Origin of the sequence: Ornithinimicrobium jinqii (assembly GCF_045032595.1) — a bacterium.
Taxonomy (GTDB): domain Bacteria; phylum Actinomycetota; class Actinomycetes; order Actinomycetales; family Dermatophilaceae; genus Ornithinicoccus.
In genome coordinates this window covers 63,236-78,091 of sequence record NZ_JBJFZS010000015.1, presented here as the reverse complement: position 1 = coordinate 78,091, position 14,856 = coordinate 63,236, and the positions used below count along the sequence as shown (strand labels likewise).

General features: G+C 73.1%; 16 protein-coding genes. 4 read left to right on the top strand and 12 right to left on the bottom strand.

From position 1 onward, the window contains the following. Positions 1-2: 2 nt before the first annotated feature. Both ACI3ET_RS06665 and ACI3ET_RS06660 read right to left on the bottom strand, forming a co-directional pair. The gene (locus tag ACI3ET_RS06665) at positions 3-950 is read right to left on the bottom strand and encodes an ATP-binding protein (RefSeq protein ID WP_405032203.1); all 948 of its coding nucleotides are present in this window, start codon (positions 948-950) and stop codon (positions 3-5) included. Beyond that, positions 950-1,330, bottom strand: a complete 381-nt coding sequence (locus ACI3ET_RS06660) for a YraN family protein (RefSeq protein WP_405032202.1) — start codon at positions 1,328-1,330, stop codon at positions 950-952. The genes ACI3ET_RS06665 and ACI3ET_RS06660 overlap by 1 nt, the downstream gene beginning before the upstream one ends. Positions 1,331-1,914: 584 nt before the next feature. On the opposite strand from ACI3ET_RS06660, the gene ACI3ET_RS06655 reads away from it, so the two are divergent. Further along, positions 1,915-3,261 carry a glycoside hydrolase family 15 protein gene (locus ACI3ET_RS06655; protein ID WP_405032201.1) on the top strand — a complete coding sequence of 449 codons (1,347 nt, stop codon included), beginning with the start codon at positions 1,915-1,917 and terminating at the stop codon, positions 3,259-3,261. A 13-nt stretch (positions 3,262-3,274) separates the two neighbouring features. Here ACI3ET_RS06655 and ACI3ET_RS06650 read toward each other — a convergent pair whose 3' ends face one another. From ACI3ET_RS06650 to rplS, 4 genes are all read right to left on the bottom strand, one after another. Then, complete coding sequence (locus tag ACI3ET_RS06650) at positions 3,275-3,598, bottom strand: DUF2469 domain-containing protein (protein ID WP_405032200.1); 324 nt, start codon at positions 3,596-3,598, stop codon at positions 3,275-3,277. After that, positions 3,595-4,314: a ribonuclease HII gene (locus ACI3ET_RS06645; protein WP_405032199.1), complete on the bottom strand. Its 720-nt coding sequence runs from the start codon at positions 4,312-4,314 to the stop codon at positions 3,595-3,597. The genes ACI3ET_RS06650 and ACI3ET_RS06645 overlap by 4 nt, the downstream gene beginning before the upstream one ends. Continuing rightward, positions 4,311-5,090: a signal peptidase I gene (gene lepB, locus ACI3ET_RS06640; protein WP_405032198.1), complete on the bottom strand. Its 780-nt coding sequence runs from the start codon at positions 5,088-5,090 to the stop codon at positions 4,311-4,313. Before lepB ends, ACI3ET_RS06645 begins: the two co-directional genes overlap by 4 nt. Positions 5,091-5,223: 133 nt before the next feature. Then, positions 5,224-5,598, bottom strand: coding sequence for a 50S ribosomal protein L19 (rplS, locus tag ACI3ET_RS06635; RefSeq protein ID WP_405032197.1), 375 nt, complete (start codon positions 5,596-5,598; stop codon positions 5,224-5,226). A 223-nt stretch (positions 5,599-5,821) separates the two neighbouring features. Here rplS and serB point away from each other — a divergent pair, with 223 nt between their 5' ends. Then, on the top strand, positions 5,822-6,700 hold the full coding sequence (serB, locus tag ACI3ET_RS06630) for a phosphoserine phosphatase SerB (protein WP_405032196.1): 879 nt from the start codon (positions 5,822-5,824) through the stop codon (positions 6,698-6,700). A 7-nt stretch (positions 6,701-6,707) separates the two neighbouring features. Here the strand turns inward: serB and trmD are convergent, their stop codons facing one another. From trmD to ACI3ET_RS06605, 5 genes are all read right to left on the bottom strand, one after another. Continuing rightward, the gene (gene trmD, locus ACI3ET_RS06625; RefSeq protein WP_405032231.1) at positions 6,708-7,421 is read right to left on the bottom strand and encodes a tRNA (guanosine(37)-N1)-methyltransferase TrmD; all 714 of its coding nucleotides are present in this window, start codon (positions 7,419-7,421) and stop codon (positions 6,708-6,710) included. 2 nt (positions 7,422-7,423) lie between these two features. Continuing rightward, positions 7,424-7,948: a ribosome maturation factor RimM gene (rimM, locus tag ACI3ET_RS06620; RefSeq protein WP_405032195.1), complete on the bottom strand. Its 525-nt coding sequence runs from the start codon at positions 7,946-7,948 to the stop codon at positions 7,424-7,426. A gap of 113 nt (positions 7,949-8,061) precedes the next feature. Continuing rightward, positions 8,062-8,304, bottom strand: coding sequence for an RNA-binding protein (locus ACI3ET_RS06615; protein WP_405032194.1), 243 nt, complete (start codon positions 8,302-8,304; stop codon positions 8,062-8,064). Between the two features lie 2 nt (positions 8,305-8,306). Next, positions 8,307-8,849 (bottom strand): 30S ribosomal protein S16, encoded by a 543-nt coding sequence (gene rpsP, locus ACI3ET_RS06610; protein WP_405032193.1) that lies wholly within the window; start codon positions 8,847-8,849, stop codon positions 8,307-8,309. A gap of 174 nt (positions 8,850-9,023) precedes the next feature. Beyond that, entirely contained in the window at positions 9,024-10,541 is a 1,518-nt protein-coding gene (locus ACI3ET_RS06605) for a helix-turn-helix domain-containing protein (RefSeq protein WP_405032192.1), read from the bottom strand. Between the two features lie 128 nt (positions 10,542-10,669). Here ACI3ET_RS06605 and aceA point away from each other — a divergent pair, with 128 nt between their 5' ends. After that, on the top strand, positions 10,670-11,980 hold the full coding sequence (gene aceA, locus ACI3ET_RS06600; protein WP_405032230.1) for an isocitrate lyase: 1,311 nt from the start codon (positions 10,670-10,672) through the stop codon (positions 11,978-11,980). Positions 11,981-12,130: 150 nt separating this feature from the next. Beyond that, a complete protein-coding gene (locus ACI3ET_RS06595; RefSeq protein WP_405032191.1) occupies positions 12,131-13,726 on the top strand; it encodes a malate synthase A in 1,596 nt (531 codons plus the stop codon). Positions 13,727-13,747: 21 nt separating this feature from the next. Here the strand turns inward: ACI3ET_RS06595 and ACI3ET_RS06590 are convergent, their stop codons facing one another. Then, a complete protein-coding gene (locus tag ACI3ET_RS06590) occupies positions 13,748-14,851 on the bottom strand; it encodes an amidohydrolase family protein (RefSeq protein WP_405032190.1) in 1,104 nt (367 codons plus the stop codon). Positions 14,852-14,856: the final 5 nt, after the last annotated feature.

Sequence of the window (14,856 nt, the reverse complement as noted above, 5' to 3'; positions counted from 1 at the left end):
CGCTAGTATACGTGCAAGGTAGTGCTGTTCATGAACAGCACCCCTCGGTGTGCCCTGGACACCGCGCCCGGGCGCACGGCCCCCGACCCGCCCCCGATGACCGCCGCCATCGAGGCGCTGTGGTGCGGGGCGACGAACGGCGCCCTGGTCACCAGGGAGTTCCCCCGAGGCAGCGTCCCCAGGACCGAGTGGATGGCCGTGACCGCGAGGGCGTCCTCCTCGCCCAGGGTCGGAAGCACGCCGGGCAGCCGTTCGGCCAGCATCGTCTTGCCGGCCCCCGGCGGCCCGACAAGCAGGAGGTGGTGGCCACCGGCCGCGGCCACCTCCAGGGCGGCCCGCGCGTGCGCCTGCCCGACGACCTCCGAGAGGTCGGGCACACGCTCGGGCTCGGGGTCGTCGACCAGCGGCGCCACCAGGCGCAGGCACCCACCGCCGGCCCGAGCCCGGTAGAATTCCCTCACCTCGGACAGGGTCCGGACGGCGTGCACCTCGACGCCGCTGACCAGCGACGCCTCGGCGGCATTGGCCGCGGCCACCAGCACCTCCCGCACTCCCGCCGCAGCGGCGGCCACGACCATCGGCAGGACGCCGGGGACCGGGCGGACGGCCCCGTCGAGCGCGACCTCGCCGACGTGCGCGACCGGGTCGACCAGGCGTGGGTCGACGGCGTCCTCGGAGGCCATGAGAGCCGTGGCGATGGCGAGGTCCAGGCCGCTGCCGACCTTGGGCAGGCCGGCCGGCGACAGGTTGACCGTCCACCGCTGCGCGGGAAGGGTCACCCCAAGGTTGCGCAACGCGGGACGCACCCTGTCGGGTGCCTGCCGGCAGGCGCTGTCAGCCAGTCCGCTCATCACGAAGGCCGGCAGGCCCGAGGCGCCCTGCACCTCGACCGTCACCAGATGCCCCTCCACCCCCGCCAGTGTCACCGCGCGGGTACGGGCAAAGCCCATCAGGCCACCGCCTCGAGGTGCTCCAGGCGGGCGGGCCCGTCGGCCGGGCACAGCACCCCGATGACGTCGATCCGGAAGTCGGCGCCCTTCTCCTGGTGGGCCGCCAGCCACGCCCAGGCCAGGGTCCGGAGTCGGCGCGCCTTGTCGTGCCCGACCGCCTCGACGGGGTGGCCGCACCGGGTCGACCGTCGGGTCTTGACCTCGCAGAAGACCAGCTGGCCGCCCACGTCGCGGGCGACCACGTCGATCTCCCCCTGCCGGCAGCGCCAGTTGCGGTCGACCACCGCCCACCCCAGGCCCTCCAGGTGGGCGCACGCAAGGTCCTCGCCCCGGTCACCGACCGACCTCGCCTCGCGCCACGCCATACCGCTACCGCTCATCGCCCCTCCTGGAGGTCCCTGCCGCGGCTCCCGCGGCTGCTCCCATCCCATGCCGGGTGTCCTGCGGGGGCAAGGAACGTGGCCGGGGCTGTGGACGCCGCACGGGGGCGAGGGCGGGATGTGGACAGCGGGCCGACGGCGCGAAGATGTGAGTCGTCTCACCGTCCTCTCACGGTCACCTCATCCGGCAGCGGGAGACTCTTCCCACTGCGACCACCGAGGGTCGCCGCACGAGAGGAACCACGATGTTCGTCCGCAGGCCCTCTGCCTCCCTCGCAGTGCACGAGCGACGGGCCGGCACCGACTTGCGCCGGCAACCTCGTGCGGGCACCAAGGACCAGTGCCGCGGTCTCTGACCGACGGCACCTCCGGCTGACCGCTCCCCCTCCGGTCAGCACTCGGGCGACCCCCGGCCGGCGATCCCGGCCGGGGGTCGCCTGTCGACCGGACGCCCCCCGCTGGAGCGGCCACGCGGGCGACCGGCCCTAGAGTGGCGGGCACCAGGGATCCTCTCTGGCCGCCGCCGGTCGCGTCCGACGAGACCCGCGACGCCGTCCTTGCCCGCCCGAAAGAGCACCGGCCAGATGATCCCCCCGCCCGCCGAGGACCCGCCCCGCGGGAGCGGCGCAGACCGGCAGTCCGGTGTCGCGCGACGCACGCTGCTGCTGCTCGGGACGACCTCGGTCGGTCTCCTGGCGGGCGGTGCCGCGTGGCGGACCGCCGAGACCGGGGAGGAGAAGATCCCCCTCTACTCCTCCGGGGTGGCCTTCGACTCCTCGGGCACCAGGGTGCTGCTCGCCCCGGACCACCGGAGCCCCCCCGGCAGCACCTCGCGGGTGCGGCCGGGGGCGCGGGGCGTGGAGGAGATCCTGCTCGCGGAGGTCGCGCTCCTCGCCGCCACGACCCCGCTGGTCCTCCCCCGGTGGCACGAGATGGTCTCCGCTGCCGTGCTCGACCTCAACGTGCTCTCCCACGGGCTGGCCGCTCCGGTGGCCGCCTGGACCGACCGGTGGCGCTACGTCTGGCCCCGGGACACCGCCCACGTCTGCCGGGTCCTGGCCCGCCTGGGCCGGGGCGACGATGTCGTCTCGAGCCTGCGCTTCCTCGCGGCAGCCCAGCGGTCCGACGGGCACTTCGAGGCGCGGTACACGCTCGCCGGCGGCGTGCCCGACGACCGGTCGGTCCAGGCCGACGGAGTGGGGTGGTTCCTCTGGGCCGTCCACGAGAGCTGCGCCGCACTCCCGGAGCGGCGGCCCGAGATCCTCTCGGTCACGCGCGAGGCGGCAGCCCGGGCGCTGCGCGCCGTCTACCGGGACCTGGACGGCGGGCGGGGGCTGCCCACGGCCACCCCGGACTACTGGGAGGTGCCGGAGCGCCGGACGACGCTGGGTGTCGCGGCCCTCACGCTCCTCGGTCTCCAGTCGGCCTCCCGGCTCGGCGAGGAGCTCTGTCCCGAGGCCGGTGCGGCCGGTGACCGCGCGGACCGGCTGCTGGCCACGGTCCGCAGGGAGTTCGGGCGTCGGGGCTTCCAGAGGTACGTGCGCGGCGGCGGCCACGACGCGGCGATCACCTTCCTCCTGCCCCCCTACGTGACCGGCCTGGAGGCTGACGTCGCAACCGTCCTCGGGGCGGCGTGGGACGCGATGAGCCGGCCCGCCGGCGGGGTCGCCCCCGGCGCCGGGTGGAAGGACGAGCACATCAGCTGGACACCCGAGACGGCCCTGTTCGCCCAGGCCTGGGCCGAGCTCGGCAGGTCGGAGAGGGCCGGCGAGATCCTCGACTGGCTGGACGAGCACCGGACACCGGGGGGCAGCCTGCCCGAGAAGGTGCTCGGCAACGGCGCACCGGCGGCCGTGGCGCCCCTGGCCTGGACCTGCGCCGTGGTGTCCTCGACGGCATTCACACTGTCCGGTCGGACTCCGACGACCTGAGACCCGGCGGACCTCAGCGACCGAACCGAGCATCCTTGGGGACCTCCAGGTCGCTCTTGGCGAGCTCCTCCACGTTGACGTCCTTGAAGGTGATCACCCGGGCCTTCTTGACGAACCGTGCCGGGCGGTAGACGTCCCACACCCACGCGTCGGCCATCGTCACCTCGAACCACGTCTCCCCGCCGCCGGTGCGCACCTGCACGTCGACCTCGTTGGCGAGGTAGAAGCGGCGCTCGGTCTCGACGACGTGGGAGAACAGCCCGACGACGTCGCGGTACTCGCGGTAGAGCGCGAGCTCCATGTCGGTCTCGTACTTCTCCAGGTCCTCGGCGCTCAAGGCGCGCTCCCTTCGTCGGTGCCGCCCAGCCGCCAGCTGCGGCGGTGGTGCTCGCTCGGGCCCAGGTCCCGGAGGGCCTCCTGGTGCTCGGGCGCGGCGTAGCCCTTGTTCTGCTCCCAACGGTATGCCGGGTGCTGCGGTGCCAGCTCCACCATCATCGCGTCCCGCTCCACCTTGGCCAGCACCGAGGCCGCGGCGACGGACGAGCACCGCAGGTCTGCCTTGACCATCGTGCGGACGGGCGGCGTCCACGGCCCCCCCTCGAGCAGGCCGAGCAGCCCCACGCGTGAGGGGTCGGTCAGCCAGTCGTGGTTGCCGTCGAGAAGGACCAGGTCAGGGTCGAGGCCCAGCTGCACCAGCGCCCGCTCGCCCGCGAGCCGCAGCGCGACCATGATCCCGACGTCGTCGATCTCGGCGGGCGACGCGTGCCCGACCCCGTGCCCGAGGCACCACCGGCGGATGCGGGGGACGAGCCGCTCCCGGGCGGCCGGGGCCAGCAGCTTGGAGTCCCGGACGCCCTGCGGCGCGGTGCTGCAGGCGGCGTCGATCGCCACGACGCCGACGGTGACCGGTCCGGCCAGCGCCCCACGCCCGACCTCGTCCATCCCGACGAGCACGGCATACCCCTCGCGCTGGAGGGCGCGCTCCACCCGCAGGCTCGGGGCGGTCGAGCGCGGACCGCTCGCCGCGCGCCGGACCCGGGTCGTGGCCGTCACCGCCGACCCCCCTCCGGGATGTCGGCGTAGGTGGACGGGGTCTGGAACCAGGTGAGGTGGTCGAGGGGGAAGAGGAGCACGAACGCCTGGCCCACCACGTTGTCGCGCGGCACGGACCCCGTCTGTCCCGTGCCGTCGTCGTTGGCGCGCGAGTCGCGGGAGTTGGACCGGTGGTCGCCCATGACCCAGACGGAGTCGTCCGGCACGGTGACCTCGAACTCGACGGTGCTCGGCACGTCCCCGGGGAAGAGGTAGGGCTCGTCGAGAGCCTGGTCGTTGACGGTCAGCCGCCCCTCGTCGTCGCAGCAGGCGACGGTGTCCCCGCCGACGCCGACCACCCGCTTGATGAGGTGGTTGCCCTCGGCCGTCGGCGCGACCCCCACGAACTGCAGGACGTCCATCACCGTGTTCAGGGCCCGCCCCCGGTCGGGCTCGGACATGGCGGGAAGCCACCCACCCGGGTCCTCGAAGACCGCGATGTCCCCGCGCTCGACCTCCATCGGCCCAGCCTGGATCTTGCTGACCATCACGCGGTCGCCGTAGACGAGGGTCTCCTCCATGCTGCCTGAGGGAATCCAGAAGGCCTGGGCGATGAAGGTCTTGATCACGAACGAGATCACCAGGGCGGTCACGGCGATGACGGCGACCTCCCGCACGGCGTGCAGGAACCCGCCGCGGTGGGACGGTCCCGGCTCCCGGGCCCCGCCCTCCGGACCGCGTCGACGACCGGGTCCCGCCCCGTCGTCCAGCACGTCGTCCCTGCTCGGGTCACTCACCTGTGCCGTCCTTCTCGTCATGGTCCCGGCCCCTGCGCGACGGGTCTGCCCGACCCTAGCGCCGGAGGCTGGTAGACCAGCGATCCCCCGCCGGGTCGGGCCGACGGGGGATCGTGGTGTGGGTGCGGCGGGTTCAGGCCTTGCCGGCGGTCTTGGGCGGCACGGCGTCGCGACGCTCGCGGATCTTCGCCGCCTTGCCGCGCAGGTCGCGCAGGTAGTAGAGCTTGGCGCGGCGGACGGCACCGCGCGAGACGACTTCGACCTTCTCGACGTTGGGCGAGTGCAGCGGGAAGGTGCGCTCCACGCCGACGCCGAAGGACACCTTGCGGACGGTGTAGGTCTCACCGATGCCACCGCCGTGGCGGCGGATGACGACGCCCTTGAAGATCTGGATGCGGGAGCGCGTGCCCTCGATGACCTTGACGTGGACGTTGATGGTGTCACCGGCTCGGAAGGCCGGGATGTCGGTCCGCATGTTCGGTGCGTTGAGCTCGTCGAGCTTGTGCATGGTGGTCTCCTGCTCGTGGCTGCCACAGGTCATCCAGAGCGGTTCGGTCCCCACCCGCTGGGGGCAGGGACGCCGTGATCGGTATGTCGTCGCGCGGCTCCGGGTCTCTCACGCGGCTCCCCCTGTGGCAGGGGCGTGAGGTCGTGACGGGGTGTCGGGACGCAAAGACCCATCCTGCCAGACCGCGCACGGCGCGACCAACTCGACGGCTTACCATCGGGCCGTGCACGTGCTGACGCTGCTGGCCGCCCCCGCTCGGGCCGACCTGACCGACGCCGCGGTCCAGGAGGTCTCCCGGTCCTGGCCCCTGGGCCCCGCGCGCTGGCTCGCGCCCGGGGTGGCGCTGGAGGTGGAGCTGCCCGTTGTGCCCGTCGACCGGTGGCAGGCCTGGGAGCGGTGGCAGCGGGAGGGGGTCGACCTCGTCGTGCAGCCCGCAGCCGGTCGGCGCAAGCAGGTGCTGCTGGCCGACATGGACTCCACCATGGTCCAGCAGGAGTGCATCGACGAGCTGGCCGCGCAGGCCGGCGTCGGCGAGCGCGTAGCCCAGATCACCGCTCGCGCGATGAACGGCGAGCTCGACTTCGCCGAGGCGCTCCACGCCCGCGTCGCTCTCCTGGCGGGGCTGCCGACCTCGGTGGTGGACACGGTGCTGTCCGAGCGGATCACGATGACCCCCGGAGGTGCCGAGCTGGTCGCGACGATGCGGGCCTACGGCGGCTATGCCGCGCTCGTCTCGGGGGGGTTCACCCCGTTCACCCGCGCCGTGGCGGGGCGGCTGGGCTTCGACGAGCACCGCGCGAACACCCTGGAGGTCGACGGCGAGCACTTCACGGGGCGGGTGGTCGAGCCGGTCGTCGGGCGCGAGGCCAAGGTCGCGGCGCTGCGCGAGGTCACCGCTCGCCTGGGACTCACCCCGGCGGACGCGGTCGCGGTCGGGGACGGCGCCAACGACCTCGACATGCTGCGGCTGGCAGGCACCGGGGTGGCCCTGCACGCCAAGCCGGTCGTCGCCGAGCAGACCGATGTCCGCGTCAACCACGGCGACCTCACCGCCGTGCTCTACCTGCAGGGATACGCGCAGGACGAGATCGTCCGGCCCTGAACGACGCTCAGTCCCCCTGCGGCCCCCGCCCGGCGAGCAGGTCGGGGCGACGCGCGGCCGTGCGCTCCAGCTGCTGCTCGTGGCGCCACCGGGCGATCTGCCCGTGGTGGCCGGAGAGCAGCACCGGCGGCACCTCGTGGCCGCGCCACTGCTGGGGCTTGGTGTAGACGGGATACTCGAGCAGGCCGTCCTCGTGGGACTCCTCCACCAGCGACGCCACGTTGCCGATGACGCCCGGCACCAGGCGCGCGATGGCCTCGGTCATCGCCAGCACCGCGACCTCGCCCCCGTTGAGCACGTAGTCCCCCAGGCTGAGGACCGAGAGCGGGTAGCGGGCGGAGAACTCGTCGTGGACCCGCTCGTCGATCCCCTCGTAGCGGCCGCACACGAAGACGAGCCAGTCGTCTTCGGTCGCCATCTGCCGCGCGCGGGCCTGGGTGAAGAGGTCGCCGCCGGGCCCGGGCACGACCAGGTGCGGGGTGCGACCGGGCAGCGCCCCGCACACCTCGTCCAGCGCCTCGCCCCAGGGCTCGGGGCGCATGACCATGCCGGCCCCTCCCCCGTAGGGCGTGTCGTCAACGGTGCGGTGCCGGTCGTGGGTCCAGTGACGCAGGTCGTGGACGTGCACCTCGAGGAGCCCCTCGCGCCGGGCCCGGCCGATGAGCGAGAGGTCCAGGGGGGCGAGGTAGTCGGGGAAGATCGTGACGACGTCGATCCGCATCGTCACCGCTCCTCCCCCAGCTCCACCAGCCCGGGAGGCGGGTCGACGACGACGCGGCGGGCCTCCTCGTCGACCTCGGGCACGAGCTCCTCGACGAAGGGGACGAGCACGTCGCCGCGAGGGGTGCGCACCTCGAGCAGGTCCTGCACGGGGCGCAGGTGCAGCCCGGACACCGAGCCCAGGTGCGTCCCGTCGACGAGCACGACGTCGAAACCGAGCAGGTCCTCCTCGCGCCAGCCCTCGGCGTCGTCCTCGTCGGCGTGCTCCTCGTCGACGAGCAGGCGGGTGCCGCGCAGCTCCTCGGCGGCCTCCCGGTCCGGGTGCCCGTCGAAGGCGAGGAGATAGACCCCCTGGTGCACCCGCACGCTGCGCAGCGTGAGGGGTCCGCGCTCAGGGGGCTCGGTGACGAACTGCTCCCCCGCGACGAACCGTCCCTCGGGGTCGTCGGTGTGCAGCTGGACGGTCACCTCGCCCCGCAGCCCGTGCGGTCTGCCGATCCGCGCGACGACGAAGCCGGCCTCTGCCATGTGTCCTCCGGGGGTCGTGGTGGTCTCGAGGGTATGCCGTGCCGCTGGGCGGGACGCAGCACGGCCCGCCGGGCGCGGGTGCGCCGGCGGGCCGTGCTGGGGGTGGTGCTGGGTCAGCGCAGGCGGTCGGTGTCGACGATGTCGACGCGGACCTTCTGGCCGCCGGCCAGCGCACCGACGACCGTGCGCAGGGCGCTGGCGGTGCGGCCGCGTCGACCGATCACGCGCCCGAGGTCGTCCGGGTGGACCCGGACCTCGAGCACGTCACCGTGACGGCCGCCCTTGCTGCGGACGACGACGTCGCCGTCATGCTCGACGATGCCCTTGACCAGGTGCTCCAGGGCCTCCTCGAGCACGATCAGGCCTCGTCGGTCGGCTCGGCCGGGGTCTGCTCGGTCACGGTGACCTCGGCGGCCTTCGTGTCGACGGACCCGTCGCCCCCGCTGGACGCGGCGGAGGAGTCGGTGTCGGCGGCCGGAGCGGCCTCGGCGGGTGCCGCCGGGGTCTCCTCGGCCTTCTTGCCGCGGCGCTTGGTCGCCGGGGCGTCAGCGTCGCCGGAGTCGGCTGCGGCCAGGGCGGCCTCGTAGAGAGACTTCTTGTCCGGCTTGGGGGCCTTGACCCTCAGGGTGCCCTCGGTTCCCGGCTCACCCTTGTACTTCTGCCAGTCACCGGTGATCTTCAGCAGCGCGGCGACCTGCTCGGTCGGCTGCGCGCCGACGCCGAGCCAGTACTGCGCGCGCTCGGAGTCGATGTCGATGAGCGAGGGCTCCTCGGTCGGGTGGTACTTGCCGATCTCCTCGATCGCGCGACCGTCGCGCTTGGTGCGCGAGTCCATCACGACGACACGGTAGTACGGTGCATGGATCTTGCCCATGCGCTTCAGGCGAATCTTGACAGCCACGAGTGCGGTGTCTCCTCATTCTTGGTCAGGTCGGGTCCTGGTGTCCGCGTGGGGAAACACGCGCGGCACCACGATCCGGGGCGGACGCGTCCGGGCAAGGTGAGAGGGCCCTGCCGGACGGGTACAGGTCATAGTGTGCCAGATGCCGGGGAGGTCCCCCAACGCAGCGCCGCCTCAGGTCGGACCGCCCGGCTCCGCGTGCTCCGCCACGAACCGCAGCACCTCGGTGTCGTCGACGCCGGGGAAGACACCGGGGGGCATGACCGCCAGCAGGTGCGAGTGCGCCCGGGCGCTGGGCCACACCCGGCCCTGCCAGCGGGCCGCCAGCTCCGGCGGAGGCTGGGTGCAGCAGCGCGGGTCCGGGCACCGCGAGACCCGACGTTCGGTGGTCTCCCGGCCGCGCATCCAGCGGACCTGGCTGAAGGGCACGCCCATGCTGACCGAGAACCGTCCGGCCGGGGTCTGCTCGGCGACAGCCGTGCACCAGAAGGTGCCGCGTCCGGTGTCCGTGTACTGGTGGTAGACCTCCCCCTGCGGACGCTCGAAGACGACCCGAGCCGTCCAGGCCCGGCAGACGCGCGCGCCCTCGATGGCGCCGGTGGCGTCCATGGGGAAACGGACGCCGTCGTTCTCGTAGGCCTTGTAGATGACGCCGTCGGCGCTGGTGCGCATGAAGTGCACCTGCAGGTCGAGGTGGCGGGTGGCCAGGTTGCAGAAGCGGTGGGCGGCGGTCTCGTAGGAGACGGCGTAGGCGTCGCGCAGGTCCTCGAGGGCGATGTCGCGCTCAGTCTTGGCGCGCTGCAGGAAGGGCACCGCGCTGGACTCCGGCAGGAGCACTGCCGCGGCGAAGTAGTTGATCTCCACGCGCTGGGCCAGGAACTCGGCGTAGTCGCGCGGCGGCTCGTGCTCGAGGACGACGTGGCCCAGCGCCTGCAGCGCGGTGGCCCGGAGGTCGTGCCCGCCGCGGACCGGGACGTAGATGCGGCGGTGCTCCAGGTCGGTCACGGTGCGGGTGGAGGCCGGCAGGTCCGGCACCTGCTCGATCTCGAAGCCGGCGTGGCGGGCGATGCGGCTGACGGCCTCCCGCGTCACTGGGCCGTGGGAGTGGTCGACGACCCGCACCAGCTCGGCGGCCAGCGTCTCGATGTGGGGGAAGTAGTTGTCGGCCTCGCGCATCAGCCGGCGCAGCTCGGCGTTGGCGAGACGGGCGTACTCGGGCGTGGCGGTCCGGTGCTGCTGCAGGCCGACGACCGACTCGTAGAGCCCGACGAGTGCCTCGAGCGCGTCGTCGGCCAGCCCGGGGCCCACGCGGACCGAGGGGATACCGAGGGTCTCGAACCCGGGGGACCGCTGCGCGCGTTCCCACCTCACCTCCAGCGCGGCCCGGCGGCTGGGTGCGCCGGGGCTGAGCAGCTGCTGGACGTCCACGGCGAGCGCACCGGCGAGCGCGGTCAGCGTCGACACCTTCGTCTCCCGCCGTCCGTTCTCCAGCAGCGACAGCGCCGAGGCCGAGAGCCCGGCCCGCGTGGCCACGTCGGCCAGTGTCAGTCCGGCCGCCCGTCGGTGATGGCGCAGACGGCGCCCGAGCGCCACCGGGTCGGACCCGCCTCCGCCGGACGCGGCACCGTCGTGGCCGCCGTCGTCGAGGGAGGTGGGGCGGAACGGCAGCACCCGTTCGTGCACAGTCGTCATGCTTGCACAATAGCGAAAGAACCAGGTTTATTGACAACCTAGATCGGGGTCAGGGGTGTCGACGACGCGACAGAGTTGTCAACAACAGGGCACCACCACCTTGCACCACCACACGAAGGGGATCGATGATGACCACCACCTCGCACCACGACCAGTCCCAGATGACGCCGGCCGGGATGGCCCTCGACCTGGAGCGCGACTGGGCGGAGAACCCGCGCTGGGCGAGCATCGAGCGCCGCTACTCCGCCGAGGACGTCGTCCGGCTGCGGGGTTCCGTCGTCGAGGAGTACACCCTGGCCCGTCGCGGCGCGGAGCGCTTGTGGGAGGCCATCGAGACGAAGCCGTTCACCCGCGCCCTCGGCGCGCTGACCGGCAACCAGGCGGTCCAGATGGTCAAGGGCGGGCTGGAGGCCATCTACCTCTCCGGCTGGCAGGTCGCCGCGGACGCCAACCTGGCCGGCGAGACCTACCCGGACCAGAGCCTCTACCCCGCCAACTCCGTCCCGGCCGTCGTCCGCCGGATCAACAACGCGCTCAAGCGCGCCGACCAGATCGCCTGGATGGAAGGAGACACCGACACCGACTACTTCGTCCCGATCGTCGCCGACGCCGAGGCGGGCTTCGGCGGCCCCCTCAACGTCTTCGAGCTGATGAAGTCGATGATCGCGGCCGGCGCCGCCGGCGTGCACTGGGAGGACCAGCTGGCCTCCGAGAAGAAGTGCGGTCACCTGGGCGGCAAGGTCCTCGTCCCCACCTCCCAGCACGTCCGGACCCTCAGCTCCGCCCGCCTGGCGGCCGACGTGCTCGGCGTCCCGTCCCTGGTCATCGCCCGCACCGACGCGCTGGCGGCCGACCTGCTCACCAGCGACGTCGACGCCGTCGACCAGGAGTTCACGACCGGGGAGCGCACCTCCGAGGGCTTCTACCGCGTCCGCAACGGCATCGAGCCCGTGCTGGCCCGCGCGAAGGCCTACGCCCCCTTCGCCGACCTGATCTGGGTCGAGACCGGCACCCCGGACCTGGGCCTGGCCCGCGAGTTCGCCGAGGAGCTGCACAAGGACTTCCCGGACCAGAAGCTGGCCTACAACTGCTCGCCGTCCTTCAACTGGAAGGCCGCGCTGTCCGACACCGAGATCGCCGAGTTCCAGGACAAGCTGGGCGAGCTGGGCTACGCCTTCCAGTTCATCACCCTCGCCGGCTTCCACTCGCTCAACCACGGCATGTTCCACCTGGCGCACGGCTACGCCCGCAACGGCATGAGCGCCTACGTCGAGCTGCAGGAGGCCGAGTTCGCCGACGCGGAGCGCGGCTACACCGCCGTGCGCCACCAGACCGAGGTCGGCACCGGCTACTTCGACGCAGTGAGCACCGCAGTCAACCCGGACTCCTCGACCACCGCGCTCTCGGGGTCCACCGAGGCCGAGCAGTTCACGCACTGACGGGTCCGCACCGACCCGCGCACGACGCACACCCGGTGACCGGTCCCGCACGGGCTGGTCACCGGGTGCGTCGGCCCCCATCCGCTCAGCCGCCACGGCACGGCACGGCATACCCTGCAGGTACCGGCTCGCACAGGAGGACAGCACCCCATGGACCGCCAGGACACCTACCTGCAGCACCTGCTGGACGACGACGCCCTGGCTGTGCTGCGCGGACTCGAGCGGGAGCTGCGCGCGGAGCGTGCTGCCCTGCTGCAGGCGCGCAAGGAGCTCGCCCGTGAGGTGCACGCCGGCCGGGAGCTGGCCCCCCTGGAGGAGACCCGGTCGGTGCGCGAGGACGACGGCTGGCGGGTGTCGCCCCCGCCGGCCGACCTCACCTACCGGCTCGTGGAGCTGGCGACCCCGGCCACCGCCGAGGCTGCCAAGGGCGCGTTGAGCGCCGGTGCCGACGTCTGGGTCGCGGACCTGGAGGACATGCTGGTGCCGACCTCGGGGCGGCTGCAGGTGGCCCACCAGGTCATCGAGGAGGTCGCGAGCACCCGCACGGGCGACGCGAAGCCAGGGGTCCCGACGCTCATGGTGCGACCCCGGGGCCTGCACCTGCCCGAGGCCTACCTCGAGGTCGACGGGCAGCCGGCCAGCGCGTCGGTGGTCGACGTCGTCGTCTTCCTGGCGCGGGCCGGACGGGTCCTCCTCGACAACGGCACCGGCCCGTACCTCTACCTCCCCAAGCTCGAGACCTGGCAGGAGGCGCGCTGGTGGGAGGACCTGCTGTCCCGGGCCGAGGCCGCCCTCGGGCTGCCGGCGGGCTGCACGCGGGTGAGCGTGCTCGTCGAGACCGTGCAGGCGGCCTACCAGCTCGAGGAGATCCTGCACACCCTGCGCGAGCGGGTGACCGGCCTGGCCGCGGGCCGATGGGACTACGTGTTCTCCCACCTGCGGACCTACGGCCACCGTCCCGACCACGCGCTGCCCGACCGGGACGCCGTCACGATGAACACCAGGTTCCTGCGCACCTACACCGACCTGATCGTCCGCACCTGCCACCGTCGCGGCGTGCAGGCGATCGGCGGCCCGATCGCCCTGGCGGCCAGCGGCCCGTTCGACGAGTCGGTGGCGATGACGCACGCCCGGGTCAACCGTGACAAGGCCCGCGAGGCCAAGCAAGGCTTCGACGGGGCGTGGGCCCTGCATCCCGCCCTGGTGCCGATCGTCCGGGCGCCGTTCGAGGAGCGCGACCGCCTCGCCGGCTCCGGCGCACAGGACCGGCTGCGGGACCGGGAGCACCCGGAGCAGCAGCCCCCCATCGACCCGCACGCCCTGCGCGACGTCAGCACGCTGCCGGGGACCGCGACGCTGAGCGGCATGCGCACCGCACTGCGCTCGTCGTTGGCCTACCTCACGGGCTGGCTCGGCGGCGTGGGCACGCTCACCGTCGCCGGCCACATCGAGGACTTCGGGACCGTGGAGCTGGCGCGGATGCAGCTGTGGCAGTGGATGACCCACGGCGAGCGCTTCGCCGAGGGACCCACCATGTCCACCCGCCTCCTGGACCGGATGCTCGAGGACGAGATCGCCCTGATGCGCCGGCGCGGTGCCCGCGAGGACCTGCTGCAGCACGCCGTGGACCTGCTGCGCGACTCGGTCGTCGCCGACGAGCCGCCTCCCTTCCTGTCGGTGCGCGCCTACGAGGTCCTGATGTCGCTGGACCTCTCGGCAGCAGCCGAGGGCGACCCCGCCGCCTGAGCCGCTCCCCGTGGCTCCGCCTCAGCCGCGCGCGCCCGAGTGGGGGCGGGTCACGCCACGCAGGATCACCCGGTGCGGGTCGGCCATCGTGCGGACGTCCTCGCGCGGGTCGTCCCGGTAGACGACGAGGTCGGCCGACTCGCCCTCCGCGATGCCCGGCCGCCCGAGCCACTCCCGCGCCGCCCAGCTGGCCGCCCCGATCGCCTCGGTCGTGCTGAACCCGGCCCTGGTGAGGGCCTCCACCTCCCGCGCGACCAGCCCGTGGGGCAGCTGTCCGCCCGCGTCGGTGCCGACGTAGACGGGGATGCCGGCCTCCCGGGCGCGGGCCACCGTCTCGTAGCGGCGCTCGTAGAGGACCATCATGTGGTCGGCGTAGGTGGGGAACTTGCCCCGACCTGCGTCGGCGAAGGCCGGGAAGTTGTCGATGTTGACCAGCGTGGGCACGATCGCGATCTGCTGCTCGGCGAAGGTGTCGATCGTCTCGTCGACCAGTCCCGTCGCGTGCTCGATGCAGTCGGTGCCGGCCGCGGCGAAGTCGACGAGCGACTGCTCACCGAAGCAGTGCGCGGTCACCCGTGCACCCTCCTCGTGCGCGGCGGCGATCGCCTCGGTGAGGACGTCGACCGGCCAGCAGATCCCCAGGTCACCGGTCTCCCGGTCGATCCAGTCCCCGACCAGCTTGACCCATCCGTCCCCGTTGCGGGCCTCCTGCCGCACGTACGCCACCAGGTCCTCGGGCTCGATCTCCCACGCGAAGTTCTTCAGGTAGCGCCGGGTCCTCGCGATGTGCCGCCCCGCGCGGATCAGGCGCGGCAGGTCCTCGCGCTCCTGCACCCAGCGGGTGTCCGCAGGACTGCCCGCGTCGCGCAGCAGCAGGGCACCCGCGTCGCGCTCGGCCAGCGCGTGCTCCTCGGCCCGCGCGTCGTCCACGGCACCGTGGGCCTCGAGCCCCACGTGGCAGTGCGCGTCCACGAGCCCGGGCACGGCATACCCCTCGACGGTCTCGACCTCCCCGGAGCTCGGCGGGGTGAGGCTGACGACACCGTCGATCACCCAGATCTCCTCGAGCACCTCCTCCGGACCGGTCAGGACCTGACCACGGACGTGCAGCACCGGTGCGCTCATCTCGC

Bases quoted from the DNA above. Each gene is read 5' to 3' on its own strand.
- ACI3ET_RS06595 (WP_405032191.1), top strand. From the start codon at position 12,131: ATGGACCGCCAGGACACCTACCTGCAGCACCTGCTGGACGACGACGCC.
- trmD (WP_405032231.1), bottom strand. From the start codon at position 7,421: ATGCGGATCGACGTCGTCACGATCTTCCCCGACTACCTCGCCCCCCTG.
- ACI3ET_RS06660 (WP_405032202.1), bottom strand. From the start codon at position 1,330: ATGAGCGGTAGCGGTATGGCGTGGCGCGAGGCGAGGTCGGTCGGTGAC.
- ACI3ET_RS06655 (WP_405032201.1), top strand. From the start codon at position 1,915: ATGATCCCCCCGCCCGCCGAGGACCCGCCCCGCGGGAGCGGCGCAGAC.
- ACI3ET_RS06590 (WP_405032190.1), bottom strand. From the start codon at position 14,851: ATGAGCGCACCGGTGCTGCACGTCCGTGGTCAGGTCCTGACCGGTCCG.
- rimM (WP_405032195.1), bottom strand. From the start codon at position 7,948: ATGGCAGAGGCCGGCTTCGTCGTCGCGCGGATCGGCAGACCGCACGGG.
- rplS (WP_405032197.1), bottom strand. From the start codon at position 5,598: ATGCACAAGCTCGACGAGCTCAACGCACCGAACATGCGGACCGACATC.
- aceA (WP_405032230.1), top strand. From the start codon at position 10,670: ATGACCACCACCTCGCACCACGACCAGTCCCAGATGACGCCGGCCGGG.
- ACI3ET_RS06665 (WP_405032203.1), bottom strand. From the start codon at position 950: ATGGGCTTTGCCCGTACCCGCGCGGTGACACTGGCGGGGGTGGAGGGG.
- ACI3ET_RS06605 (WP_405032192.1), bottom strand. From the start codon at position 10,541: ATGACGACTGTGCACGAACGGGTGCTGCCGTTCCGCCCCACCTCCCTC.